At 34.5% G+C, this 24,513-nt stretch carries 20 protein-coding genes and 1 pseudogene; 9 read left to right on the forward strand and 12 right to left on the reverse strand.

From position 1 onward, the window contains the following. Positions 1 to 282: 282 nt before the first annotated feature. A complete protein-coding gene (locus tag SAGCYANO_RS12755; protein ID WP_202220429.1) occupies positions 283 to 441 on the reverse strand; it encodes a hypothetical protein in 159 nt (52 codons plus the stop codon). A gap of 64 nt (positions 442 to 505) precedes the next feature. Here SAGCYANO_RS12755 and SAGCYANO_RS12760 point away from each other — a divergent pair, with 64 nt between their 5' ends. Beyond that, positions 506 to 964: a peroxiredoxin gene (locus tag SAGCYANO_RS12760; RefSeq protein WP_202220430.1), complete on the forward strand. Its 459-nt coding sequence runs from the start codon at positions 506 to 508 to the stop codon at positions 962 to 964. Between the two features lie 175 nt (positions 965 to 1,139). On the opposite strand, the gene hpf is transcribed toward SAGCYANO_RS12760, so the two are convergent. Beyond that, a complete protein-coding gene (gene hpf / locus SAGCYANO_RS12765) occupies positions 1,140 to 1,778 on the reverse strand; it encodes a ribosome hibernation-promoting factor, HPF/YfiA family (RefSeq protein ID WP_202220431.1) in 639 nt (212 codons plus the stop codon). 408 nt (positions 1,779 to 2,186) lie between these two features. Here hpf and lipB point away from each other — a divergent pair, with 408 nt between their 5' ends. Then, complete coding sequence (lipB, locus tag SAGCYANO_RS12770) at positions 2,187 to 2,855, forward strand: lipoyl(octanoyl) transferase LipB (protein WP_202220432.1); 669 nt, start codon at positions 2,187 to 2,189, stop codon at positions 2,853 to 2,855. 111 nt (positions 2,856 to 2,966) lie between these two features. Here lipB and SAGCYANO_RS12775 read toward each other — a convergent pair whose 3' ends face one another. From SAGCYANO_RS12775 to SAGCYANO_RS50235, 3 genes and pseudogenes are all read right to left on the reverse strand, one after another. Further along, a complete protein-coding gene (locus tag SAGCYANO_RS12775; RefSeq protein ID WP_202220433.1) occupies positions 2,967 to 3,473 on the reverse strand; it encodes a single-stranded DNA-binding protein in 507 nt (168 codons plus the stop codon). A gap of 632 nt (positions 3,474 to 4,105) precedes the next feature. After that, positions 4,106 to 6,208, reverse strand: a complete 2,103-nt coding sequence (locus tag SAGCYANO_RS12785; RefSeq protein WP_375339922.1) for a sugar phosphate nucleotidyltransferase — start codon at positions 6,206 to 6,208, stop codon at positions 4,106 to 4,108. A 35-nt stretch (positions 6,209 to 6,243) separates the two neighbouring features. Beyond that, a pseudogene (locus SAGCYANO_RS50235) lies at positions 6,244 to 6,632 on the reverse strand (NDP-sugar synthase). A 1,037-nt stretch (positions 6,633 to 7,669) separates the two neighbouring features. Here SAGCYANO_RS50235 and SAGCYANO_RS12790 point away from each other — a divergent pair. The 3 genes from SAGCYANO_RS12790 to SAGCYANO_RS12795 all read left to right on the forward strand — a co-directional run bounded on the left by SAGCYANO_RS12790 (position 7,670) and on the right by SAGCYANO_RS12795 (position 9,049). Then, positions 7,670 to 7,864, forward strand: a complete 195-nt coding sequence (locus SAGCYANO_RS12790; protein ID WP_202220435.1) for a hypothetical protein — start codon at positions 7,670 to 7,672, stop codon at positions 7,862 to 7,864. Positions 7,865 to 8,102: 238 nt separating this feature from the next. Further along, on the forward strand, positions 8,103 to 8,303 hold the full coding sequence (locus tag SAGCYANO_RS44645; RefSeq protein WP_237396121.1) for a hypothetical protein: 201 nt from the start codon (positions 8,103 to 8,105) through the stop codon (positions 8,301 to 8,303). 8 nt (positions 8,304 to 8,311) lie between these two features. Then, positions 8,312 to 9,049 (forward strand): class I SAM-dependent methyltransferase, encoded by a 738-nt coding sequence (locus SAGCYANO_RS12795; protein WP_202220436.1) that lies wholly within the window; start codon positions 8,312 to 8,314, stop codon positions 9,047 to 9,049. A 267-nt stretch (positions 9,050 to 9,316) separates the two neighbouring features. Here SAGCYANO_RS12795 and SAGCYANO_RS12800 read toward each other — a convergent pair whose 3' ends face one another. Continuing rightward, entirely contained in the window at positions 9,317 to 10,036 is a 720-nt protein-coding gene (locus SAGCYANO_RS12800) for a tetratricopeptide repeat protein (RefSeq protein ID WP_202220437.1), read from the reverse strand. Between the two features lie 243 nt (positions 10,037 to 10,279). After that, positions 10,280 to 11,404, reverse strand: a complete 1,125-nt coding sequence (locus SAGCYANO_RS12805; protein WP_202220438.1) for a site-2 protease family protein — start codon at positions 11,402 to 11,404, stop codon at positions 10,280 to 10,282. 356 nt (positions 11,405 to 11,760) lie between these two features. Between SAGCYANO_RS12805 and SAGCYANO_RS12810 the strand changes: the two genes are divergently transcribed. From SAGCYANO_RS12810 to SAGCYANO_RS12825, 3 genes are all read left to right on the forward strand, one after another. Further along, positions 11,761 to 12,054 carry a hypothetical protein gene (locus SAGCYANO_RS12810; protein WP_202220439.1) on the forward strand — a complete coding sequence of 98 codons (294 nt, stop codon included), beginning with the start codon at positions 11,761 to 11,763 and terminating at the stop codon, positions 12,052 to 12,054. A gap of 297 nt (positions 12,055 to 12,351) precedes the next feature. Further along, positions 12,352 to 13,101 (forward strand): hypothetical protein, encoded by a 750-nt coding sequence (locus SAGCYANO_RS12820; RefSeq protein WP_202220441.1) that lies wholly within the window; start codon positions 12,352 to 12,354, stop codon positions 13,099 to 13,101. A gap of 83 nt (positions 13,102 to 13,184) precedes the next feature. Next, positions 13,185 to 13,391: a hypothetical protein gene (locus tag SAGCYANO_RS12825; RefSeq protein WP_202220442.1), complete on the forward strand. Its 207-nt coding sequence runs from the start codon at positions 13,185 to 13,187 to the stop codon at positions 13,389 to 13,391. A gap of 290 nt (positions 13,392 to 13,681) precedes the next feature. Here the strand turns inward: SAGCYANO_RS12825 and SAGCYANO_RS12830 are convergent, their stop codons facing one another. The 5 genes from SAGCYANO_RS12830 to SAGCYANO_RS12850 all read right to left on the reverse strand — a co-directional run bounded on the left by SAGCYANO_RS12830 (position 13,682) and on the right by SAGCYANO_RS12850 (position 21,225). After that, positions 13,682 to 14,287, reverse strand: coding sequence for a hypothetical protein (locus tag SAGCYANO_RS12830; RefSeq protein WP_202220443.1), 606 nt, complete (start codon positions 14,285 to 14,287; stop codon positions 13,682 to 13,684). Between the two features lie 131 nt (positions 14,288 to 14,418). Next, complete coding sequence (locus SAGCYANO_RS12835; protein ID WP_202220444.1) at positions 14,419 to 14,562, reverse strand: hypothetical protein; 144 nt, start codon at positions 14,560 to 14,562, stop codon at positions 14,419 to 14,421. A gap of 218 nt (positions 14,563 to 14,780) precedes the next feature. Continuing rightward, complete coding sequence (locus SAGCYANO_RS12840) at positions 14,781 to 14,918, reverse strand: hypothetical protein (RefSeq protein WP_202220445.1); 138 nt, start codon at positions 14,916 to 14,918, stop codon at positions 14,781 to 14,783. 2,442 nt (positions 14,919 to 17,360) lie between these two features. Next, entirely contained in the window at positions 17,361 to 17,525 is a 165-nt protein-coding gene (locus SAGCYANO_RS12845; RefSeq protein WP_202220446.1) for a hypothetical protein, read from the reverse strand. Between the two features lie 352 nt (positions 17,526 to 17,877). Next, positions 17,878 to 21,225 (reverse strand): alpha-mannosidase, encoded by a 3,348-nt coding sequence (locus SAGCYANO_RS12850; RefSeq protein ID WP_202220447.1) that lies wholly within the window; start codon positions 21,223 to 21,225, stop codon positions 17,878 to 17,880. A gap of 2,048 nt (positions 21,226 to 23,273) precedes the next feature. Here SAGCYANO_RS12850 and SAGCYANO_RS12855 point away from each other — a divergent pair. After that, entirely contained in the window at positions 23,274 to 24,485 is a 1,212-nt protein-coding gene (locus tag SAGCYANO_RS12855) for a hypothetical protein (protein WP_202220448.1), read from the forward strand. Positions 24,486 to 24,513: the final 28 nt, after the last annotated feature.

The raw sequence follows: 24,513 nt of genomic DNA on the forward strand, positions 1-24,513 counted from the left end.
AAGTCAGTAGTCAGTAGTCAGTAGGGGCGATTCGCGTTAATTACGCGTTTACCTTATGCTTTGCATCTCCGGACCGAAAGTATTCCGTAGGAAATCGCCCCTACAGATGGTGGATAACTAGATATTTTTCCTAAGTCCTGTTTATATTAGGAGCGAGGAGGAATAATGGTCTAATATCTGGAAAGCATTTCCTACGGTATGCTTACTTTTTTTCCGTAAAAAAGGTTAAAGTATTTACAAATAAAAACTTTTAAACTCAAGTGGTAAATCCTACCTATAATATTAGGTCTCCTGGGGCACTTTTGTGTAAACCCAAGGGTGAATATCTAGAGGAAATTTAGGTTTTTTCCAGCTTTTAAGCCTTCTTCCTTCTTCCCTCTTCCTTCTTCCTTCTTCCCTCTTCCTTCTTCCTTCTGCTATAATTTTCCTAATCCGAACCATGTACGCTAATATAACAAAAAGTTAACACTATATCCAAAAAATTAATTGGACTTATAACTTAAGTATGGCAGTTAAAGTAGGAGATCCAGCACCCAATTTCACCTTACCATCCCAAGACGAAACCCCAGTTTCTCTATCTAACTTCCGTGGTAAGAAAAATGTTGTCATTTATTTTTATCCAAAAGATGATACACCTGGATGCACTAAAGAAGCTTGTGCATTTCGAGATAAATATCAAGTCTTTACAGATGCTGGTGCTGAAGTGATTGGTATTAGTGCAGACTCTCAACAGTCTCACAAACAATTTGCTAGCAAGTATAATTTACCGTTTACCCTTTTAAGCGATACTAACAACAAAATCAGAGAATTATATGGTGTTCCCGCTACACTCTGGATACTGCCGGGTAGAGTTACTTACGTCATAGACAAAGAAGGAATTATCCGTCATATCTTTGACGATATGTTCAAATTTGAAGCTCACGTTGAAGAAGCTTTAAAAACATTAAAAGCAATACCTACCTGAAGAAGCTAGAAGGCTGTCATCAGAGACTTACGCAAAATTCTCTATTATCCCATAGCCTTATTATAGGGTGCATTGCAACACACCCTGCAATTAGAGTTTTTGCGTAAGTCCTCTATTTTTGAAATGAATCACTCAGATATTGGTTAATAACTCCAATTCTGACATCATTCTAAACCTAAGCAGATTCAATATCTGCTACTTCATCAATACTATGGACTGCTTTTCCATTGCTACCATTACCATTAGTAGGTCGTGGTTGAATTAAACCATAACCACCATGATGATAACGTTTGTAGATAACATTAATCTCACCTGTTGCAGCATTGGAAAACATATAGAAATCATGATCGATAAATTGTAGCTGTTCCAGTGCTTCTTCTACCGTCATCGGAGACATAGCAAAATATTTCGTCCGTACTACTTCACTCGGTAGCTCCGGTTGGCGATCGCCAATCAAGTCCTGCTCTACTGGTTGTGATTCAACTATCTCAACAGTTTTAACCTTATTAACCTTGGATTGACGCTTTTCTTTATACTTTCTTAATTGGCGTGCAATTTTATCTGCTACTAAGTCAATACTAGCATACAAATTCTCGCTACTTTCTTGGGCACGAATGACTGTACCGTTAGCGTAGATAGTTACTTCTGCCGTCTGCTTAGGATTTATCCGTGGGTTTCGAGCTACTGATAGATGTACATCTACCTCCGTAGTGAGTTGTTGAAAATGGCTAACAGCTTTTTCAATTTTTTGATTAACATACTCGTCAATGGAATCGGTTATTTCTATATTCTTACCCTGGATAACAAGCTTCATAAGCTCCCTCCGCTAATGTTTGGGATTTATTATTTAGAGTAGCACTTTGTATTCTTCCCAACATCCTATCTTTAAAATCCTTTGCATCCCTTGACAATTCTTGATTTTTTTTGTTTTAATTTGGCTAAATTTACCCTTGATTTTTTGGATAATTCACAGTATCTCCAGAAAAGAGGGAGTAGGGAGTAGGCAGTAAGCGGAAAGAATTAATGATTTATGTACGAGAATTAATTTTATTTTTTATTTATTATCAAACAGGATTGGGTCGCGCCACCCCACCTTGACTGGTGAAATATTTTTGGAGCTTTGCTCAACATCCCCTACTTCCCCTCCAGCGGAAGGGTTAGGGGTGGGTTGACTCCTAGAGACTTGACCATTCTATAACTGTTTAACCGGATTTGATATAAGATGGTTTATCAAAATAGTCCCTGTTTACCAAGCACTTGCCATTTAATTTGTCCAGGATTAATCAGTTACTCAGTGGCCTGGGAATGGCAAAAATCACTTGTCCAAGAACGCTGCAATTGTCCAGAATTGACTGATGTCCTCATATTATTAGAACATCCACCAGTTTATACTTTAGGACAAGGGGCAAAATTAGATTTTCTCAAATTCGATCCGACTCAAAATGAATATGAACTTTACCGAGTGGAGCGAGGTGGGGAAGTTACATATCATTGTCCTGGCCAACTGGTGGGTTATCCTATTCTCAATTTACGACGTTATCAGCAGGACTTACATTGGTATTTACGACAATTAGAAGAAGTATTGTTACAGGTCTTAGATATTTATGGTCTCAATGGTGAAAGATATCCAGGTTTAACTGGGGTTTGGTTAGAGGGACGAAAAATAGCAGCTATCGGGATTAAAGTTAGTCGTTGGATAACTATGCACGGTTTTGCTCTCAATGTTTGTCCAGATTTAGTTGGTTTTAATAGAATTGTACCTTGTGGTATTTCTGATAAATCTGTAGGTAGTCTCGCAGAGTTTATTCCTGGTATTACTATAGATGAAGTCCTTCCTCAAGTAGCTGCTGCTTTTACTAAGGTATTTGGAGTAGAGTTAATTTACTATTAGTACTAGACACTTCCAATAATAAAAAATAGAATCAATTATCGAACATAAATTATCAATTCTTCCCCTCCTGGGAGGGGCCGGGGTGGGTCCCTACTCCTTCTTTTCTGTCTATTAAAAAGGTATAGGATCGGAATCGTCTGGTGGTGAATTCTCTTCTGACATATTTGGTTTTGATTCTTCGTTGAAAGTAGAGTTACGACGAGATTTTAAATCTACAACATTATTATAGTTTTGCTCTTGTGGTTGTGTCTGAGTTACTGTTCTTTTACTTGATTGATTTTTGGATGTTTGACTATCATTTTGAGTCATAGCTTCAGCACTTACAGGATATATTCTGGAGGCTGTTAATTCGGCTCGTTTTTCTTTAAAACCTTCTGGTCGTTCAATAGTATTTATATTCAAGCGACCTTCAACAATTACAACATCCCCTTCGTGATATTGTTGACTAATTTGTTGAGCTAAATCTCTCCATGCTACTACTTTTAGTAAAGCTGGTTTATTTTCTACTCCTAAATTAGAAAATTCTACCATCATTTCTGCTACTGGTAATTGAGCATCTGCTGTGTAGCGAAGTTCTGGATCTTTGATAATTTGTACCATCAATATACAGCTATTCATTTTGATTTTTAATTATGATTAATTGAACAAAGTAAGAATTCAACAATTAATAATTAATAATTAATAATTAATTATCACCTCTCCTTGAAAAGAAGAGGATTGACGCGGTAGGGAAAATTTTTTCTTATTTCTACTTTAAAGGAGAGGCTTTAAACCTTAATTATTCGGTAAATAAATTGTAGGGGCGGGTTTAACCGAAACCTTTGACTTAAGCGCAATGAGTTCTCAAAACCCGCTCTCTAATATTGAGTTTATTTCTGCTCACCTACTTCCTTCTTATAACCCCCTTCAAGCTAGCAAAAAAAGGAAAACAAAAACAAGATAATTATAGTAATCTAAGAAAAGGTAAAGATATATCAAAAGCTGAAAACTCAGACAACACAATATTTTTCCTTGTGCCTTCTGCCTTCTTCCTTCTTACCGAAAAATTAAGGTATAAAGCCTCTCCATTCTTTGAGAAAAAAGCGGTCGAGGGATGGCGAGGAAACCTCGCCATATCCAATCGACCAAGAGAAGAAAAAATTCCTTTTAACCCAATCCTCTTCTTTTCAAGGAGAGGTAATTCTAAATTCTAAATTCTAAATTCTAAATTCTAAATTCTAAATTATTGAATTCTTCCTTCTGCTATACTATCAATTATTTAACTTTTTCCCACTCATAAATAAATTCACAAAATCATTGATTGTATTGCGGTAATCTCTCAAAGTTTTATCAACCCAATCTCGATCATTACTATCTGCATAAATATGTACTAAGGGTTCTGCTGCATCCGGTAAAACTAATACCCAATTATCATTTTGATGATTAATAATCTTTACTCCATCAGTTAATTGTAATTTTTCTGGAGGATTAGTTTCTACTAAATACCTCATTAAAGCTCCTTTCACTTTCCAAGGACAACGTACTTTATAGGAACGATGAGTAACAACAGGAATATCCGCACTGATTTGTCCTAAAGAGCGCTCTTGAATAGTCAACATTTCTATTACTTTAGCGATACAAAACATCGCATCAAAACCAGGATGCAATTTAGGAAAAATAAATCCCATATCACCACTTCCACCTAGTACCACATTATGATTAATTTGACAAGCCTCCATCAATGCCGTAGGATTTGCTTTTGTCCGAATCACACGACTATCATGACGACGAGCAATTTGTTCTACTGCCGCAGAAGCATTTATTGGCACTACTACCGCACTGCGCGGATGAGCGGTTAACATCAAATTGACCATTAGTGCAGTTAACATTTCACCACGAATAGCAGAACCAGTTTCATCTACTAATATTAATTGTTCACCATTTGCTGTTACTTGAACTCCTACATTTGCTTGTAGAGCTTCTACCACCCGACCTAATTGATCTAATAAATTTTCTTTTTCTTCTTTCCCTAAAGAAGTCTCTTTTAAGCTCGCATTTAGAACTACAGCATCACAACCAAATTTAGCTAATAATTGTGGTAATACTGCTCCAGAAACACCATAACAATAATCAATTACGACCTTAGATTTACTATAGCGAATTGCCTCAGAATTAAGCAGATTTTCAAAGCCTTTGCTATAAGCATCTAATACTTCATGGCGATAAACTACATTGCCAATTTCTGGAATTTGTACTCGCCGTAAATCTTCTTTAAAATATGCTCCTTCTATCTTTTTTTCCTTAGCTTTAGAAAGATTAATTCCTTGAGAATCAAAGATTTCAATTAATATTTGGTCTGAGCGGTTAGGAGAAAGACGTACATGAACACCACCTACAACATTCATAGTTGGTAAGATTGTTCTGGCAATAGGAATTGCAGTAGATTCTAAATTTATTACGTTCACTCCTACTGACATTAAACCGGCAATTAAAGACCGAGAAACCATCCGAGATATACTGCGTTGGTCACGAGAAGCTGAGATTGTTGAACCAGGTTTTAAAATAGAACCATAAGCTGCTCCTAACTTCACCGCAAATTCTGGAGTAATATCTATATTTGCTAATCCTTGCACCCCTCGTTGTCCAAACAAATTTCTCTTAGCAGTTGTCCCCCAAATCAAATTAATATTCAGGGTAGCTCCAGATTCTACTTTTTTACTAGGCCATACTCTAACATTGGGACTAATTTGAGCCTCTTCTCCTACAGTAGATAATGAACCAACCACAGCACCTTCTAATACCTGAGCGCGACGGTCTATCCGCGCACCTCGACAAATTACACAAGCTCTTAAATTTGCATCCTCTCCCACCAATGCTCCATTCCAAATAATTGGACGCTTCACATCAGCATCTGCGCCAATTGTCACATTATCTCCAATCACACTACCTGCTTCAATCTGAACTCTTGGCCCAATTCTACAGTTATCTCCGATTAAAGCTGGTGTCTCAATTTTAGCTGTCCGGTCAATATAAGTATTTTCTCCTGTCCAAAGTCCGGGCGATCGCTCTTGATAAGCAAAATCAAGTTTTACTGTCTGTTGAAGTGCATCATATTGAGCTTCCCGATAGGCATCTAAATGTCCGACATCACACCAATAGCCTTCTGCTATATAGCCATACATTGGCTCGTTTTTATCTAACAATAAAGGAAATAATTCTTTAGAGAAATCACTTTCTTGATTATCTGGTAGATAGTTTAAAATTTCTGGTTCTAAAATGTAGGTTCCTGTATTAACAGTATCGGAAAATATTTCGCTGCTAGAAGGTTTTTCTAGAAATCTTTTTATTCTCTGTTTTTCATCTGTAATTACCACTCCAAATTCTATAGGATTAGGTACGCGAGTTAGTACTAAAGTAGCTTTTGAATTATTTTTTTATGAAATTCTATAGCTGTAGTTAAATCAAAATCTGTAATTGTATCTCCACTAATTACTAAGAAAGTTTCATCGAGAAGTTCAGCAATATTTTTTACACAACCAGCAGTTCCTAGAGGTTGTTCTTCTTCTACAGCATAAGTCATTTGTACTCCAAATTGACTGCCATCTTGGAAATATTCACGCATTACATCAGGTAAGTAATGTAAAGTAGCAATAATCTCCCTAATTTGATGTTTTTTAATAAATTAATAATATGTTCGGCTATTGGGCGATTTAAAATTGGTACCATTGGTTTCGGAAGATCGCAGGTCAGTGGTCTGAGTCGTGTTCCGGAACCTCCTGCCATTAATACTGCACGCATAATTCCTCCTTTTTTGTTAATTTTATATTCATATCTATTAATTGATTAATACTAATTGACACTCTTTTTATATGATTGTGTCAGAACGCAAATAATTGGTCAAAATTCATTATTTCTTATTACCTTTTAAATACTATAATTAAGATTTTTTTATTGACTTTTAGCAAATTTTTGGTAAGTATTTCCTGCGGAATGCGGAGCAAACAGCCATCAGCTCTCAATTCTTAGCGTTTCTCATTTATTGCGTTTGGAGGGTAAGCATTTCCTGGGGAATGCGGAGCAAACAGCTATTACCTGTCAGGTCTCAGCTCTCATGGGGGGGGTTTAAATGAATATAGACTTTAAAGCGGACTTTGGTAGTAAGTATAAATTCTGCCTCAATTAGTAAAGCTTTTATTTCAAACTAAAAGCAATAGCTGACGGTTAAATGTTTACTTTGGAGGAGGAATTAGGATTGAGTTTGAGCAAGAATTAAAAGTCTGGGTAAAAGCAAAAGCATCACTTAACTTTACCTATTTAGCTTCTTTAGCTTCATTTTCATTACTGAAGTTCACAGTTCCTCTGTAGGAGACTAGCTAACTGCTAATAGCGGAATGCTGACAATTTTTACTCGAAGCTTTCCTTCAAATCTTCCACTCCAAATCAATCAAACTCCAGGAATTATAATAAACTTTAGACATCGCAACAATTATCAAAAATTAAATTTTTTCACTGACTTTTTATCAACTTTTTATTCTCTATTCCTGATTTGCTAGTAGCTGTAAAGAAGTTTTGTTCAAATATCACCTAATTTTAATTCCATAATCATTAAGTATATAGAACCCATTTGGGATCTATATAAGCATCTCCTCCACTCATAGGGAGTAGGCAGTAGGGACGCCCTTATGCAACGTCCGTACAGAGTAGGGGTAAAGAATTGATGAATAACAGTGCAATAATTGATTTGATTTTTGATTGTTGGAGATATCTATCTATGTAATTAAATATCAATATTCTAAATTATTTGCCTAAAAACCCTACATTTGCAAAGATACCAAATGGCTTCTATAGGTCAAATTAATATAGAAAATGATTGTTTAGAAAAAATAGAAGTTAGGCAATTTTTCCCACCTCGCCTGACACTTTGTATCCTGGTTTTATATTTTTTTACCGAAAAATTGTGGGTATGCGCCTCCCCTTTTAAGGGGATAAAAAGCGGTCGAGAGATGGATGGGTTACCTAATCATATCTAATCGACCAAGAGAAAAGATAATTCCGTATTTTCTTGCCTCCTTATTGCAGAGGTACTGATAACTGATAACTGATAACTGATAACTGATAACTGAAATGACACCTAACCTACTTACCTATATTACCTACTATTTGGTTATAATAAATTGAGGAATATTAAACCTAAAGTCCAATTAAGATTAATTAAATCATTATATTTGGACTGTACCTAAAAAATTGACCTTTTAAGAGTTTTGTGCCATGAGTACATTAATTGGCCTGTTATTACTGGTTGTATATGGAGGTGGAATCTGGAAGTTCTGGAATGGGTTTGAACAAACAAACTTTTCTAAGAACTTTCAGAATCGTTTGGTATTATCTATATTTTGGCCAGTTTTATTGATTGGTAACAAATCTTACCGTAAGAACTTTACAAAAGCTCTGAAAGGTTCTAAACGATAGAGAAATAAATGTCCAAAAAAAAGTCTGCCTTGTCCTCAGATGGGGACCAATCTTCCTGGTTTGCTCAAAAAAATTTAGATAATTGGCATACTCAAATCATCGCAGTACAGGATCGCTTCGATCGAGATTACCGAGGAGAATCTTTTGAGTTACCCTCGGAAATTGAAGCAATGCCAATATTCCATGATTATGCCTCCGGTAACCTCACAGCAAAAATAGTTTCACCTTTTTGGGAAATAGCTAAACCTAAGAAAAATCAAAAATGTTTGGATATTGGCTGTGGAGTGAGTTTTTTGATTTACCCTTGGCGTGATTGGGAAGCTTTTTTTTATGGTCAAGAAATTAGTACAATTGCTAGGGATAATCTCAATCAACGAGGCTCTCTACTAAATTATAAACTATTTAAAGGAGTAGAGTTAGGACCTGCTCACCAATTAAATTATCAAGCAAATGAATTTGACTTGGCGATCGCTACAGGCTTTAGTTGTTATTATCCTATAGATTATTGGGAAGAAGTACTTAAGGAAGTAAAACGCATTCTTAAACCTGAAAATAATTTTGTTTTTGACGTGCTTAACCCAGAACAACCATTAGCAGAAAATTGGGCAATTTTAGAAACTTATTTAGGAGCAGAAGTATTTTTGGAACCTTTAGAAAATTGGGAAAAAATTATCGATGCTATGGGTGGGAAAATAGTAAGGCGACAACCTGGAGAACTATTTCAAATGTATAAGGTAAAATTTTGAATGGTAGAGCAGAAAATAATTTTTGTATTTACTTAGTTATGATTAGTATACTCAATTAAGAAAATTATCACCACGAAGCTTTTGTTAGTATTTAGAAATTAATGTTAGGAATTAGCAATCTAAATTAGTCGGTGTTAAAATTAATCCTAACGGTTAAGGTAGAAGACAGAAAAGAAAAGTTTTTTGAACGATATGGAAAAAATAAAGGCATCTCATGGAATGCCTTTACCAAAGAATAATTACCTTTACTCTCTGTACTATTAACTATTACTTACATGGTCCTTTGTACAAAGCATTGTGTTCAAGGCTGAGAACATTATCTAGCTTGTCTGATTCATGAACAGTCACATTTCCAAACATACTTGAGATGCCTTGAGAAGTCAAAATTGGAACCATACTTATGTTACTAATATCTTCCTTAATTCCTTTCACATTATTAACACACTGCTTTTGATTAGATGACTCACAAGTATTTATTTTCTCAAGATATCTTTTAGCGGTATCTTTATATTGACTACTCTCAGGAACTTCCTTTAGAGTAATTTTTGCCTGTTCAACATCTCCAAGAAAATATTGTGCTATTCCCTTCCCAATATATGCGGAATAATTTGACAACTCTTCATTATCTTTTTTAACTCTTATTGCTTCTTCAAATTCATCCAGAGCATTTTTATATTCTTTTTCATTACTATCTTGATTTAGCAAAAGAGCAAAACCAAAATCTCTTCGCGCTTCATCAAAATTCAAGTCACCTGGAATAGTCACCTCTTTGTAATTATGAAGAATCAATTTTACTTTCCCACCATAAATAGCTGCTTTATAATAATTAATTGCCTTGTTGTAATTGCCGCTCATTGCATATACAGAACCACGATTATAAGTGACTTGATTCGATGGTTTTTCTGCTAGTGCATCCTCAAAATCTTTCCCAGACATTGCATATTCTTTAAGCCAAAAATACCCCATTCCTCTACTTACCAAAGCCATAAGTGTCACTTTGCTTCCGATACTACTTATTAATCAGCTAGTACTTGCAAGATTATGCAAGATTTAGTTTCACTAGAAGTAAAAATCAAAAAAATAAAGCATCGCACTATATTCTTCACCAAAAAAAGGTGACGAATTTACACATAGTACGAATACTTTTTACAAAAATTAATATTATTGATTTGGAAAATATAGAACTCACTATCATTGTTATTAATTATTAGGATAATTGAAATAACCAACTTAAGTAGTTTTAGCTTGCTCCTTTTTTGCTAGTAAATTCCTAATTGAAGCTTTTTCAATCAACCCTACTAATGCACCATTTTCACCAACTACAGTTAATTCATTAATTTGCTTTTGTTCCAACAAAGAAACTACTTCTAAAAGAGAAGTTTTAGCTACTACAGTCTCCATTGTTGTTACAGGTTTAGTTAATTCTTTGACCATAATTAAAGGCCACTCAGAAGTATTAACTACTTTCAAATCATCAACCTTAATGACTCCTACTAACTCCTCTACTTCATTAATAACTAAAAACTGCTTTCTACTATCTTTCCCAATTACATATTCATTCACAAATTCTCTTAAAGAAAGACTTTCTGAAACAATTGGGCTATCCGGAATAATAGCATCTGCTGCAGTTAAGTCCGCAAGAGTACCTTGAATTTCTGCATATTGGGCAGAACGACCAGCATTTTGTAGTAAAAACAAACCAATTAGAATATTCCAAATATTAGGAAAACTACTAAATAAAAATGTAGGAATTAAACCAGAAATTATTGCTAACCAACCAAATGCTTGACCTACTCTACTAGCAAAAATAATTCCTTTGTAAGGATTATTAGTGATTTTCCAAACAATAGATTTAAGGATATTACCACCATCAAGAGGTAAGCCAGGAATTAAATTGAATAATGCTAAAGCTAAATTGATATAAGCTAAGAGTTGCATAATTGCTGCTAATGGTCCGTTGATGGCTGTAAATATATTAATTACAGTAAACAAACCACATAAAACTATACTTACTAACGGACCTGCAATTGCCACCCAAAATGCTTCTCCAGGAGTTTTTGATTCTCTATCTAAACTAGCTAAACCTCCAAACAGAAATAGGGTAATTGATTTTACTTCTATTCCTTGAGATAGAGCAACAAAACTATGACCTAACTCATGAGCTAAAACAGAAGAAAATAATAATAATGCAGCTATTAATCCTAATATCAGTGGTAATATTTCGCCCAATTCTGGAAATTGATCTGCCAAATTGCTACTATAAGTTAAAGTGACAAGAAATAAGACAATAAACCAGGATGAGTTAATGTAAAATGGTATGCCAAATAGGTTACCTACACGAAAAGACCTATTCATAAATTTATCCTCTAAGTTAATAATCTTTAATTAAAGGAATTTCTTCCTCTTTTAAATCTATATATTTACTGTAACAAAATGTAAATTGGCTTTGTAGTTTCTTAATATAGTGGTATCCCTCCCTCAATGTTCGGTCATAGAAAAATTAACTAAATTATTTTATGATCTTAAATTTATGATGATTTTATTATAATATAGCTTTTTCCAATTCACCTCAGATACAGGATTTGGGATTTCAGGGAGCAAGCAAGAAATTAGATGTAACTTAACTGGATGATGGTTAATTACAGATAAAATAAAAATTAGCAGTAAATACAATAGTTATTAATGAAGAATAAACCTTATGGATAGGTTTGATGAGTGGAGGAATAACTGCAATTGCAACCGCTATTGTCACAATGGTTTATTCCCCAACTTTTCTAAACAAAACTCACCGGAATTATGCGGTCGCTTGTACGGCAGGTATTACCAGTTTTATCACAACGTTTAGCTTAGGTATTATAACTGCCCAAAAACTTCGTTTTTCAACTAATAGACTAGAGAATTGTCTAGAGGATATTTCTGAGGGAAAATATAATATTAGAATTCCTATTTATGCTAATGACGAGCTACAAGATTTGACTAAAAATTTAATTCTATGGCTGACGTGATTTGTAATCTTCTAATTAATCTAAAAATTAGAGAAGAAAGGAGCGAACAGGATAAAGAAAAATCGCTAGTCAAGTTATAAAATTGTTGGATAAAGTAGATACTGCTGCTCATGGTCAAATTTATGTAAAACTCAAAGTTAGATGCGAAGAATTGGGAGTAATATCTTATTGTATTAATATGACTCTCAACAACTTTATAAAACTTGTTAAAAAGTCAATTCTGATAGTCAAGAAATTCTGACTCTAATCGCAACAGATAGTCAAACTATTTTTCAAAATTTATCCCGAGAAAGTAAGTTGCAAGCAGAAGAAATAGATTCTTTTCTCACATCTTTAGAAGCGATAGTTGATACCTTTTATCAAAGAGCATATAAAGCATGGGAAGCCGAACAAGTTTATCAAGAAATTAGTAATTATGCTTCCACAAGTTACCAGTCAATAGGCAATATTTTTCAAGAAATTATGGCAGCATATATGTTGATTTCAGAAATTCATCATAAAGTCAAAAGATTGACTGAGTATAATTATGATTTAAATAAAATCCAAGCTTTAGTCGAACAAATGAATATTCACAGTAAATTTTTGTTACTAAATACTGCTATTTTTGCTTATAGGAAAACCAGCAACGAAGACCTACTAAAAATAGCAATAAAATTGCAAGAAATGGCAAATAATTGGGATTTAATCAAGAAAAGTTTAGAACACTTTCAACACAATGTTCAAAGCTTAAATCTGACTATTTATGAGAATAATATAGTTGTAGAAGAATTCCCACAGCAAAAATTAGGAGAAGAAGTTAAGCAAGGACTAACTAAAATTGTTCAGAATATCTATAAATTTAATAACTATATAGATAATGTTGCATCTTTAGGAGAAAATCAGACCGATAATCTACAAAAATCACAGAATTTTTACAAATTATCCACAAAAAAATATCGAAAGAAGTCAAGTGACAAAAAATTATATGATTCTTCACAAAAAATTATGAATATTACAGAGAGTTTAGCAGAATCAGTTAAACATTTTACTTTAGAAAAAACAGAATAATTATTGAGTTTGAGATAAATTTCAAAATCTAATATTGACATCCTTATTTAAGAGGCGATCGCTAGATAAATTTTATTTGAATTTTGAAGAAGGAAGAAGTTAATGGCAATGAGGATAAGAATATTGAAAAGTTGCCACTTGGAGTCTACAAACCCCAACTAATTGTAGATGCCGTGAGACAGCAGAGTATTAAACTAATCAGGAACAAAAGATCGAATTTTTTTGGGGTATCTGTAGCAGTTAGACACCATCAAAAATTATTTAAAATTAAGGCTATTATTGAGATTTAGATTTTAGTCAAAACGATAAAATCTATATTCTTTAGTTAGTTATTTCAATTTCATAAATTGTTGCTATATTAATTTTACAGGAAGAGTGAAAATATCTTAATAGTTTTGCAGACCATTTGACTGTAACTATCTTGAGTTTTAATTTGTCATTCTTGATAACTCTTCTCACCTTATAGATAAAATTTTCTGAAAATATCTACTTTTTATCTTGATGATATTTTCCAACAATTCAATTATCAAAAGTGATTTTTAAACAAGCAAAAATACAGTGATGAAAAGCTCAAAAAAATTCACCTTAGTTCTGGAGGATATTTGTTTCCTGAAAGAAAATATTGACGAATTTGAAACATTGGTCGCCAAGCAATAGCATTATAATTAGTACGAGCTGATGCTAAATTATTTCCTTGAGCATCAAATACTTCAAGGCATCCATCACCATCAGTAGTTGTGCGAATAATTAATGTATCTTGACCTTCAATAGTTATTCTCAATCCATAAGCTTTACCCCAGTCTCCTTCTTCGGCTTTATTATAAAATTTGTAGGATTCCCAAACACTATTTGGTAGTTGATTCACTGTTGCTTCAAAATCATTTTCTCCATCAACCGCCATACATTTTGGTATCTCATCAAATTTCTGCAAGTCACTTAGATAAAGTCCTCCATAAAGACTTACAAGATTTTCAAGATTAAAGGCAAATCTTAACTGATACTTATATTCATCAACAAATTCTTTTTGTAGAAGTTCTTCTGCCTTTTCAAGATTTAATCCGTGAATATAAAAAGATAAATTTTCATAGGGTTTAATTACTTCTAGAACTACAGGTTTTCCCCGGTCATACACTTTTAAATATTTCTGAGAATAAAATCCTTTGACAGTTTCTACAAAATTACTCATTGTTAATCCCCAAAATTTTTACTCAAAAAATCCACTATATAAAATTTAGTATAAATATTTGATTCCCTTAGCAACCCCCTTTCAGCAATCAACAATTATTACTCGGAGTAAACTCAAAATTTCATCTAAAATTAAAATGATATTTCCCCATACTTACCATAGGCAAAAATTTCACTTTCTATACCTATATCTATATTGATAGAGAAATTTTCATTGCCAGAAGTAAAGAAAAAGCGACGATTTTTCCTCAGAGCATAAATTTCCAACTCAGACAAAAGATAAATAGAAAAAATTCACCACCTCCCACAACCAAAAATCAGACATTGCCATACTTATCTATCTATTTATAGAGAAATTTTTACTGCCAGAGGTAAAGGAAAGCCAAGGATTTTTCCTCAGAACAGAAATTCCCCACTCAGACAAAAAATAAATGGATAAAAATCTCTCATCTCCCACAACCAAAAATCAGACATTGCCATACCCATCTATATATTTATCGGAAATTTTCACTGCCAGAGATAAAGGAAAGCCAAGGATTTTTCCTCAGAGCAGAAATTCCCGACTCCGACAAAAGACAAATGGAGAAAAATCTCTCATCTCCCACAGCCAAAATTAAAGAAAAAATCGTCATTTTTCCTCAGAACAGAAATTCCCGACTCAGACAAAAGATAAATAGAGAAAAATCTCTCATCTCCCATAACCAAAAATCAGACATTGCCAAACCTATATCTATATTTATTGGAAACTTTCACTGCCAAAATTAAAGAAAAATCGTCATTTTTCCTCAGAGCAGAAATTCCCGACTCCGACAAAAGATAAATAGAGAAAAATCTCTCATCTCCCATAACCAAAAATCAGACATTGCCAAACCTATATCTATATTTATTGGAAACTTTCACTGCCAAAATTAAAGAAAAAATCGTCATTTTTCCTCAGAACAGAAATTCCCGACTCAGACAAAAGATAAATAGAGAAAAATCTCTCATCTCCCATAACCAAAAATCAGACATTGCCAAACCTATATCTATATTTATTGGAAACTTTCACTGCCAAAATTAAAGAAAAAATCGTCATTTTTCCTCAGAACAGAAATTCCCGACTCCGACAAAAGATAAATAGAGAAAAATCTCTCATCTCCCATAACCAAAAATCAGACATTGCCAAACCTATATCTATATTTATTGGAAACTTTCACTGCCAAAATTAAAGAAAAAATCGTCATTTTTCCTCAGAACAGAAATTCCCGACTCCGACAAAAGATAAATAGAGAAAAATCTCTCATCTCCCATAACCAAAAATCAGACATTGCCAAACCTATATCTATATTTATTGGAAACTTTCACTGCCAAAATTAAAGAAAAAATCGTCATTTTTCCTCAGAACAGAAATTCCCGACTCCGACAAAAGATAAATAGAGAAAAATCTCTCATCTCCCATAACCAAAAATCAGACATTGCCAAACCTATATCTATATTTATTGGAAACTTTCACTGCCAAAATTAAAGAAAAAATCGTCATTTTTCCTCAGAACAGAAATTCCCGACTCCGACAAAAGATAAATAGAGAAAAATCTCTCATCTCCCATAACCAAAAATCAGACATTGCCAAACCTATATCTATATTTATTGGAAACTTTCACTGCCAAAATTAAAGAAAAAATCGTCATTTTTCCTCAGAACAGAAATTCCCGACTCCGACAAAAGATAAATAGAGAAAAATCTCTCATCTCCCATAACCAAAAATCAGACATTGCCAAACCTATATCTATATTTATTGGAAACTTTCACTGCCAAAATTAAAGAAAAAATCGTCATTTTTCCTCAGAACAGAAATTCCCGACTCCGACAAAAGATAAATAGAGAAAAATCTCTCATCTCCCATAACCAAAAATCAGACATTGCCAAACCTATATCTATATTTATTGGAAACTTTCACTGCCAAAATTAAAGAAAAAATCGTCATTTTTCCTCAGAACAGAAATTCCCGACTCCGACAAAAGATAAATAGAGAAAAATCTCTCATCTCCCATAACCAAAAATCAGACATTGCCAAACCTATATCTATATTTATTGGAAACTTTCACTGCCAAAATTAAAGAAAAAATCGTCATTTTTCCTCAGAACAGAAATTCCCGACTCCGACAAAAGATAAATAGAGAAAAATCTCTCATCTCCCATAACCAAAAATCAGACATTGCCAAACCTATATCTATATTTATTGGAAACTTTCACTGCCAAAATTAAAGAAAAAATCGTCATTTTTCCTCAGAACAGAAATTCCCGACTCCGACAAAAGATAAATAGAGAAAAATCTCTCATCTCCCATAACCAAAAATCAGACATTGCCAAACCTATATCTATATTTATTGGAAACTTTCACTGCCAAAATTAAAGAAAAAATCGTCATTTTTCCTCAGAACAGAAATTCCCGACTCCGACAAAAGATAAATAGAGAAAAATCTCTCATCTCCCATAACCAAAAATCAGACATTGCCAAACCTATATCTATATTTATTGGAAACTTTCACTGCCAAAATTAAAGAAAAAATCGTCATTTTTCCTCAGAACAGAAATTCCCGACTCCGACAAAAGATAAATAGAGAAAAATCTCTCATCTCCCATAACCAAAAATCAGACATTGCCAAACCTATATCTATATTTATTGGAAACTTTCACTGCCAAAATTAAAGAAAAAATCGTCATTTTTCCTCAGAACAGAAATTCCCGACTCCGACAAAAGATAAATAGAGAAAAATCTCTCATCTCCCATAACCAAAAATCAGACATTGCCAAACCTATATCTATATTTATTGGAAACTTTCACTGCCAAAATTAAAGAAAAAATCGTCATTTTTCCTCAGAACAGAAATTCCCGACTCCGACAAAAGATAAATAGAGAAAAATCTCTCATCTCCCACAAGCAAAAATCAGACATTGCCAAACCTATATCTATATTTATTGGAAACTTTCACTGCCAAAATTAAAGAAAAATCGTCATTTTTCCTCAGAACAGAAATTCCCGACTCCGACAAAAGATAAATAGAGAAAAATCTCTCATCTCCCACAAGCAAAAATCAGACATTGCCAAACCTATATCTATATTTATTGGAAACTTTCACTGCCAAAATTAAAGAAAAATCGTCATTTTTCCTCAGAACAGAAATTCCCGACTCCGACAAAAGATAAATAGAGAAAAATCTCTCATCTCCCACAGCCAAAATTAAAGAAAAAATCGTCATTTTTCCTCAGAACAGAAATTCCCGACTCAGACAAAAGATAAATAGAGAAAAATCTCTCATCTCCCACAAGCAAAAATCAGACATTGCCAAACCTATATCTATATTTATTGGAAACTTTCACTGCCAAAATTAAAGAAAAAATCGTCATTTTTCCTCAGAACAGAAATTCCCGACTCCGACAAAAGATAAATAGAGAAAAATCTCTCATCTCCCACAAGCAAAAATCAGACATTGCCAAACCTATATCTATATATTTATAGAGAAATTTTTACTGCTACCTTTATTCAAAGTAAAAATTTTAGATAGAGACAAGCGATCGCTCATCTCAATTCACAAAACTTTCCCAAATTCATCACACCAGAAAATCTAGAGAAAAACTCATTATTTTCCAAGGTGAAATTTCACAACTTCCACTCTCAAAATCAACAGAAGATTCAGCAACATCTCGCTCCAACAAATCAACAACTTTTCCTACTGCCAAACCAGCATCACTTTCCAACTTCAAAATTGCCTCTCTTCCCAAACATTCATAACACCTTAAAACCCAATATTGATTATTCTCCGACCGTTTCAACGCCATCAAAATTAAATTATCAGTTTCCCAACCCAAGAAACGATAAATTTGTGGCAACCTTCCACCAGATTTTTCCGAACTAATCCACGGCATTACCTTAACAAGCAAAGGCAGATTTAACTCATAACCCCGTTGCACAGTACCAGCACTTTCCCAACTTCCCAAATGAGGATAAATAGCATAAGTAAATTCGTGAATTCCCACATCAGCTTCCTCATCAGGCCAAGTCGAACCTCTTAATAAAGTTAAACGTAATTCATCCGACTTTGCATCATATCCATACTTACAATCATTCAGCAAACTTACCCCATAATTATCATCACTAATATCCGCCCAACGTAAAGCAGGAACTTCCCATTTTGCCTTATCTCTTTCTGTCTGAAACTTAGTCATTCTCTTAATTGCCCCACAAGGAATTTCATAAGTAACAAAATCCGTATCTATATTTATAGGAAAAGCCACCTTAACTAAAGTATGACTTTCCTGCCAATTTACCCAACATTTAATTTTTAGCAGCGGAGAACCAAACTCCAGAATATAATCCTGACAAAATTCAGACTTTCCTATTTTTCTAATAACTCGCAGACAACTTCTTAAATCTCCCCGTTCCATCCACCCAATATCTATTAATTTTGCAGGAGCTAAAAGATATTCTTGATAATTTGGATCAATATTCCAAGCATCCCAATATTGACCCTCATCTTGAAAAACTTGCAATTCATTCCCCTTCCCTTTTCCCAAAACTTCCCGTTCATTAACCTTGTCAAAAATACTCTCCAAATTTCCCATTTTCCCCTCCACCTTTACCCGTAATAAATCATTCTCTAAAAGCCATCCTTCACCATCTAAACTAACAGTATTGACAAACTCAATTTTTTTCGCTATCCTTTCTGTAGAATAGGGAATAGGTGTGCTCATATATAGTCTTTTGTCCAAATCTGAAAACCCACAACATAACCAAAACACTCGATAACCAACCCCAGGCACATCAGAAGCAACAAACAACAAATCCTGAACCGAGACCTGAGAACTAACTAATTTTCCCTCATTGTCATAAACTAGCCAGTCATTTCCATCGCTTTGCATACCAGCAGAATAATTATCCATATCCAAACCCTCTCCCTGCTCCATCTCTTGATGCGCCTTCCCTTTCATCTGTCGCCGACCTGGGGTCGCACCGCCACTCCCTACCCCCCAACAACCCTTTTTTTCCGGAGGCGCTGGCAAAGCAACCGAAACCAATTCCGAACGTTGCCAATTCAAAGAATTAAAAACAATAACCGGAAAAAACATCCCACCTTCACCAGAATCAAACGAAAAAGGCCGACAAAAATCAATCTGAGAAGCGATCGCCTCCATAGCCTCATCCAAAATTTCCAACCCTAACCGTTCAGACTCCCTCCAACTACCATTAGCATCCACATAAACATCAGAAATAGCCGAACCAGGCAAAATATCATGAAACTGATTAAACAAAACCCCCTTCCAAGCAACCTCCAAATCACTCTTCCGGTAAAAAGCTCCAGTCACAACCGAAGCAAAAACAGCAAACAACTCCGCCTCATACAACAAACCCTCACAACAACGGTTCCATCTTTTTTGATCCGCATGAGTCGTATAACAACCCCGATGAAACTCCAAATAAAGTTCATCCCGCCAAACAGGATAATCATCAGAACATTCCCTCGCCAACTCCACCAAAAAACTCTCAGCAGTCGTAAACTCCAACAAAGGAAAAAAACCAGACTCCCGCCATCTTTTCCCTACCTCCAACATATCCCTAGTCGGACCTCCACCATGGTCTCCCACCCCAGGCAACCACAAAACATTTTTCCTGCCAGTTTTCACCAACCATTCACAAGCAAACCTTCCCATCCTCACAACATCAATACCCTCCCCTATCGGCGGTAACATCAAACTAAAAATCCGACTTTTATCCAGACCTTCCCACCAAAAAACCTCAAAAGGAAACTCCATCAAATCATTCCAACGCAACTTTTGAGTCACAAAATATTCCATACCCCCACCCTGAAGAATTTGTGGAAGTTGCCAACAAAAACCAAAACTATCAGGCAACCAAGCTACAAGAGAAAATCTGCCAAACTTTTCCCAAAAATAACCTTGACCATATAAAACCTGCCGAACAATTGATTCACCACTCACCATATTTAACTCTGGTTCCACCCACAAACCCCCAACAAACTCCCACTTTCCCAACTCAACTTGTCCTTTAATTCTATTAAATAAATCTGGTCGATTTATCTCTATCCATTCATATAGTGCCGGAGTCGAATGACAGAAAATAAGTTCCGGAAAATCTTGTTGTAAATTCAATACAGACTCAAAAGTTCGTTCCGCCACTTCCCAAGTTTCTTTTACATCCCATAACCAAGCTAAATCTAAATGAGCATGACCCAATAATTTCAGTTTTAAACTATTAATATACTTCTCAGAAATTTTGGCTATTTCAGCATTGACTTTTAACAGACACTTTTCAAATTTTTCCCTCTCTCTAACTGAATGCCAATCTATCAAATTCACCGCATCTTTTATTCTGTCTATATCTAAGTCATTCTCAGTCTCAACCTTTGCCAAATATTCAACCAAAATTTCTAACTCGTCTGCCAAAAAACCAGGGTCTAGCTGATAATTATCCACATTTTCATACACACACCAAGACTTTACCAAAGCTCCCCAGTCATGTACTGGACTTACCAACTTAATCCCAATTAAAAAAGTCTCCCCAACCATTGCCTTTCGACTCAGTAAAATTCGACTCGAACAGTCAAATAAATCTCCTGTTTGTACTAATTTTCCGTTCACATAAATTTCCGCAGATTCAGCCCACCAAGTTAAACCTAATTTTAAAGATAAATCAGCTAAAAAATAGTCGTTTAAGTGTGAGGGAATTATCAATTTTTGCCCTAACCATAAAATCTGTTTACCTTTTGCCCAGGCAATATGTTTTCTCTCATTTGTTACAGCTAACTCCCAACTGTCTAAATTTTCAAGTGCGGTTAAAGGTATATCTCTTTGTCGGTATCGCCATTGTCTTTGAATATCTACTTGGGTTAGTTTTCGTAGTTTGTCTATAGTTGTGGAAATTTCTTTGATAAGAAGTTGCATAAAGTTTTGATTTCTTGATTATTGATCTGGTTAGACCGAGTATATAGCAGAATAAAGAAGGAAGAAGAATAGGATAGATAGGATATAAGCTATCGTTCCACTCAACTGAGAAGATAGAGAAAATATTCGTTTCAGTGGAGTTAAATAAAACATTTTGTGAAGCACCAAAAAATCTGTCAGGTTTTGAGTCTTGCATTCTCCAAAAAATAGTGAGACAATTTATGCATTGGGATCTGTTCGCCCCTACGCATGACTATTTATTCAACTAAAACCACCGCACTTTCTGCGCATATCCTATATTTATAGATATAGCGATCGCTGAACTCAACTGAGAAGAGAGAAAAACATTTTGTGAAGCTCATGAAAAAACCGTGGCGACAAGGGTTTTTGCCTTGCATTCCCCAAAAAATTGTGAGACAATTAATGTATTGGGAGCTTTTCGCCCCTACGCATGACTATTTATTCAACTAAAAATCTCCCACTTTCTACTGATAACTATATATATAGAGATATAAGTGATCGCTCCACTCAACTGAGAAGAGTCAAAACAAGCATTTTGTGAAGCACCAAAAAAATCTGTCAGGTTTTGAGTCTTGCATTCTCCAAAAAATAGTGAGACAATTTATGTATTGGGAGCTTTTCGCCCCTACGCATGACTATTTATTCAACTAAAACCACCGCGCTTTCTGCGCATATCCTATATTTATAGATATAGCGATCGCTGAACTCAACTGAAAAGTTTTCCCTTTTTTCCCTTTCTATGGAAAATCATCATTGTGTGAAGCATCAAAAAATCCCCAAGATTTTAGCCTTGCATTCCCCAAAAAGTTGTGAGACAATTTATATATTAGGGGTCGTTCGGCTATCCGCATGACTATTTATTCAACTAAAAATCTCCCACTTTCTACGGATAACTATATACAGAGATAAGTGATGTAGCTACCGTACTTGTTCCGCCAACGCTCCACTCAATTGAGAAGAGTCAAATCAAGCATTTTGTGAAGCACAAAAAAAAATCTGTCAGGTTTTGAGTCTTGCATTCCCCAAAAAATTGTGAGACAATTTATGTATTGGGAGTTGTTCGCCCCTGCATATGACTATTTATTCAACTAAAAATCTCCCACTTTCTACTGATAACTATATATATAGAGATATAAGCGATCGCTCCACTCAATTGAGAAGAGTCAAATCAAGCATTTTGTGAAACCAAAAAATCTGTCAGCTTTTGAGTCTTGCATTCTCCAAAAAATTGTGAGACAATTTATGTAGTGGGGGTTGTTCGCCCCTACGCATGACTATTTATTCAACTAAAACCACCGCACTTTCTACCGATAACTAATAGAGAATCTGAAGTGATCGCTCCACTCAATTGAGAAGGGAGAAAAAGTCTTCCTCTCAGTGGAGTCCCCAAAATCATTTTGTGAAGCACCAAAAAAATCTGTCAGGTTTTGAGTCTTGCATTCTCCAAAAAATTGTGAGACAATTTATGCATTAGGATCTGTTCGCCCCTCTGCATGACTTTTTATTCAACTAAAGCCACCGCACTTTCTACTGATAACTATAGATAGGATATAAGCGATGTAGCTACCGCACTTCTTCCGCCAAGGCTCCATTCAGTTTAGAAAGGAGAAAAAGTTTTCCTCCTGTCATTAAAAATAATCATTGTGTGAAGCTCAAAAAAATCTGTCAGGTTTTGAGCCTTGCATTCCTCAAAAAATTGTGAGACAATTTGTATATTAGGAGTGATTCGCCCCTACGCATGACTATTTATTCAACTAAAAAATCAGATAACTCTCTCATAAAAATACCCAAAAATCCTATATTTCTTCTCCTTGAAATAGAGATGTAGAAGCAGATTCTGATTTTTTTTTCTAACAACAACTTTTTTGCATTTTGCAACTAACTTGAGTTCCTGATGAGCTTTTCTCATACAAAAATTTCTTTCATCAAAACCTTAGCTATTTGATAAATAAGTAAAGCCAAATCATATTTCATATTTCAATTCACTCAGAATAGAAAATTAATAAACCTATAAATCTAAAATAAAAATGACATCAAGTACTTATAAAAGTAAAGTATTAAACTTTGTTTCTGAAAAATATCGCCAAATATTAGATAAAAGCGATCGCGCCCTCAGTCAAATAAAATTTGCAACAACCAACACAATTCAATTGCTACTTTATCCAATATATGTGTTGCTGCAAACCTCTCGCCTAGCAGTCAAACAACTAGAAAAAAATAATACTAGCAAAATACCACAAATTCAAAATAAAGTCAATAATAAAAAGACTAAAAATCATCAAAATACTAGCTTACCCATTCAGCAAACATCACTAACAACAATACAAACACCCACTCCACAAACAGCTAAACTCTCAGTAAACACCTCAGCTTCCTCCTTAATTAAACCCCAATCTGAACTTTTCCCAGGACCAGATATTAAATCAGAAAACCAAGACATCCTAGCTGATAATCATCAAAAATCTGAACTTTTGACCAAAGACCAACAAAAACAGCCACTTATCCTAACAGCTTACTTAGAACACAAAACCCCATTGCAACTTCAACCATGCGCCGAAATTGCACCAAATTCAGGATATATGAGTATTTTCTGGCAAATTATGGCTTGGGTGCAAACCAGTAAAATAGCCTTGTGGTTCAATCTATTTGAGGAATTAAACTTAGTCCTAGAGAAAAATGAACTAATTCAGCAAAAGAAGCCTTACCAAACACCGCTATTATTGTCAAGTTCCAACCTAACATTCCGTGACTTTATTAACAATATAGCTAAACATTACCTACACCCAATTACTAGAAGTCTAGGTTTAAATGAATTACTACCACCTATTAACATAGAAGAATTACCCTTTGACTCATTGTTAGAAGTAAAAATAGAGGAAGACCAGACACAGAACCCTTCTCAAAATACCACTTTCACTTCTAATAATTCTGTCCAAATAGAAACAATCAGACGTAGAGAAAATCGGGACAGAAACATCAAAGCCTTAACAAAGACAAATGAACCAAACTATTCTCAGACCATAAAAAATACCAAAATTTCAATTCAACATCATAGTAGAGACAGTAAGCCAGAGTACCAAAAAGAATCAGACTGCTTAGAAGTAACCTCAGTTTCCATAGGATATATCAAACATCCCCTAGAGCGAATATTGGAGTGGGTCGATGTAGTTATGACCTGGATAGAAAAAGTATTTGCACAAGTCTGGCAATGGAGTCAAAAGAAGTTGAAAAATATTTGACACATAAATTGTAGTCAAATGAGACAAT

Source organism: Okeania sp. KiyG1 (assembly GCF_014132355.1).
Taxonomy (GTDB): domain Bacteria; phylum Cyanobacteriota; class Cyanobacteriia; order Cyanobacteriales; family Microcoleaceae; genus Okeania.

Bases quoted from the DNA above. Each gene is read 5' to 3' on its own strand.
- SAGCYANO_RS12755 (WP_202220429.1), bottom strand. From the start codon at position 441: ATGGTTCGGATTAGGAAAATTATAGCAGAAGGAAGAAGGAAGAGGGAA.
- SAGCYANO_RS12760 (WP_202220430.1), top strand. From the start codon at position 506: ATGGCAGTTAAAGTAGGAGATCCAGCACCCAATTTCACCTTACCATCC.
- hpf (WP_202220431.1), bottom strand. From the start codon at position 1,778: ATGAAGCTTGTTATCCAGGGTAAGAATATAGAAATAACCGATTCCATT.
- lipB (WP_202220432.1), top strand. From the start codon at position 2,187: ATGGTTTATCAAAATAGTCCCTGTTTACCAAGCACTTGCCATTTAATT.
- SAGCYANO_RS12775 (WP_202220433.1), bottom strand. From the start codon at position 3,473: ATGAATAGCTGTATATTGATGGTACAAATTATCAAAGATCCAGAACTT.
- SAGCYANO_RS12790 (WP_202220435.1), top strand. From the start codon at position 7,670: ATGGCTTCTATAGGTCAAATTAATATAGAAAATGATTGTTTAGAAAAA.
- SAGCYANO_RS44645 (WP_237396121.1), top strand. From the start codon at position 8,103: ATGAGTACATTAATTGGCCTGTTATTACTGGTTGTATATGGAGGTGGA.
- SAGCYANO_RS12795 (WP_202220436.1), top strand. From the start codon at position 8,312: ATGTCCAAAAAAAAGTCTGCCTTGTCCTCAGATGGGGACCAATCTTCC.
- SAGCYANO_RS12800 (WP_202220437.1), bottom strand. From the start codon at position 10,036: ATGGCTTTGGTAAGTAGAGGAATGGGGTATTTTTGGCTTAAAGAATAT.
- SAGCYANO_RS12805 (WP_202220438.1), bottom strand. From the start codon at position 11,404: ATGAATAGGTCTTTTCGTGTAGGTAACCTATTTGGCATACCATTTTAC.
- SAGCYANO_RS12810 (WP_202220439.1), top strand. From the start codon at position 11,761: ATGAGTGGAGGAATAACTGCAATTGCAACCGCTATTGTCACAATGGTT.
- SAGCYANO_RS12830 (WP_202220443.1), bottom strand. From the start codon at position 14,287: ATGAGTAATTTTGTAGAAACTGTCAAAGGATTTTATTCTCAGAAATAT.
- SAGCYANO_RS12840 (WP_202220445.1), bottom strand. From the start codon at position 14,918: ATGACGATTTTTTCTTTAATTTTGGCTGTGGGAGATGAGAGATTTTTC.
- SAGCYANO_RS12845 (WP_202220446.1), bottom strand. From the start codon at position 17,525: ATGACGATTTTTTCTTTAATTTTGGCTGTGGGAGATGAGAGATTTTTC.
- SAGCYANO_RS12850 (WP_202220447.1), bottom strand. From the start codon at position 21,225: ATGCAACTTCTTATCAAAGAAATTTCCACAACTATAGACAAACTACGA.
- SAGCYANO_RS12855 (WP_202220448.1), top strand. From the start codon at position 23,274: ATGACATCAAGTACTTATAAAAGTAAAGTATTAAACTTTGTTTCTGAA.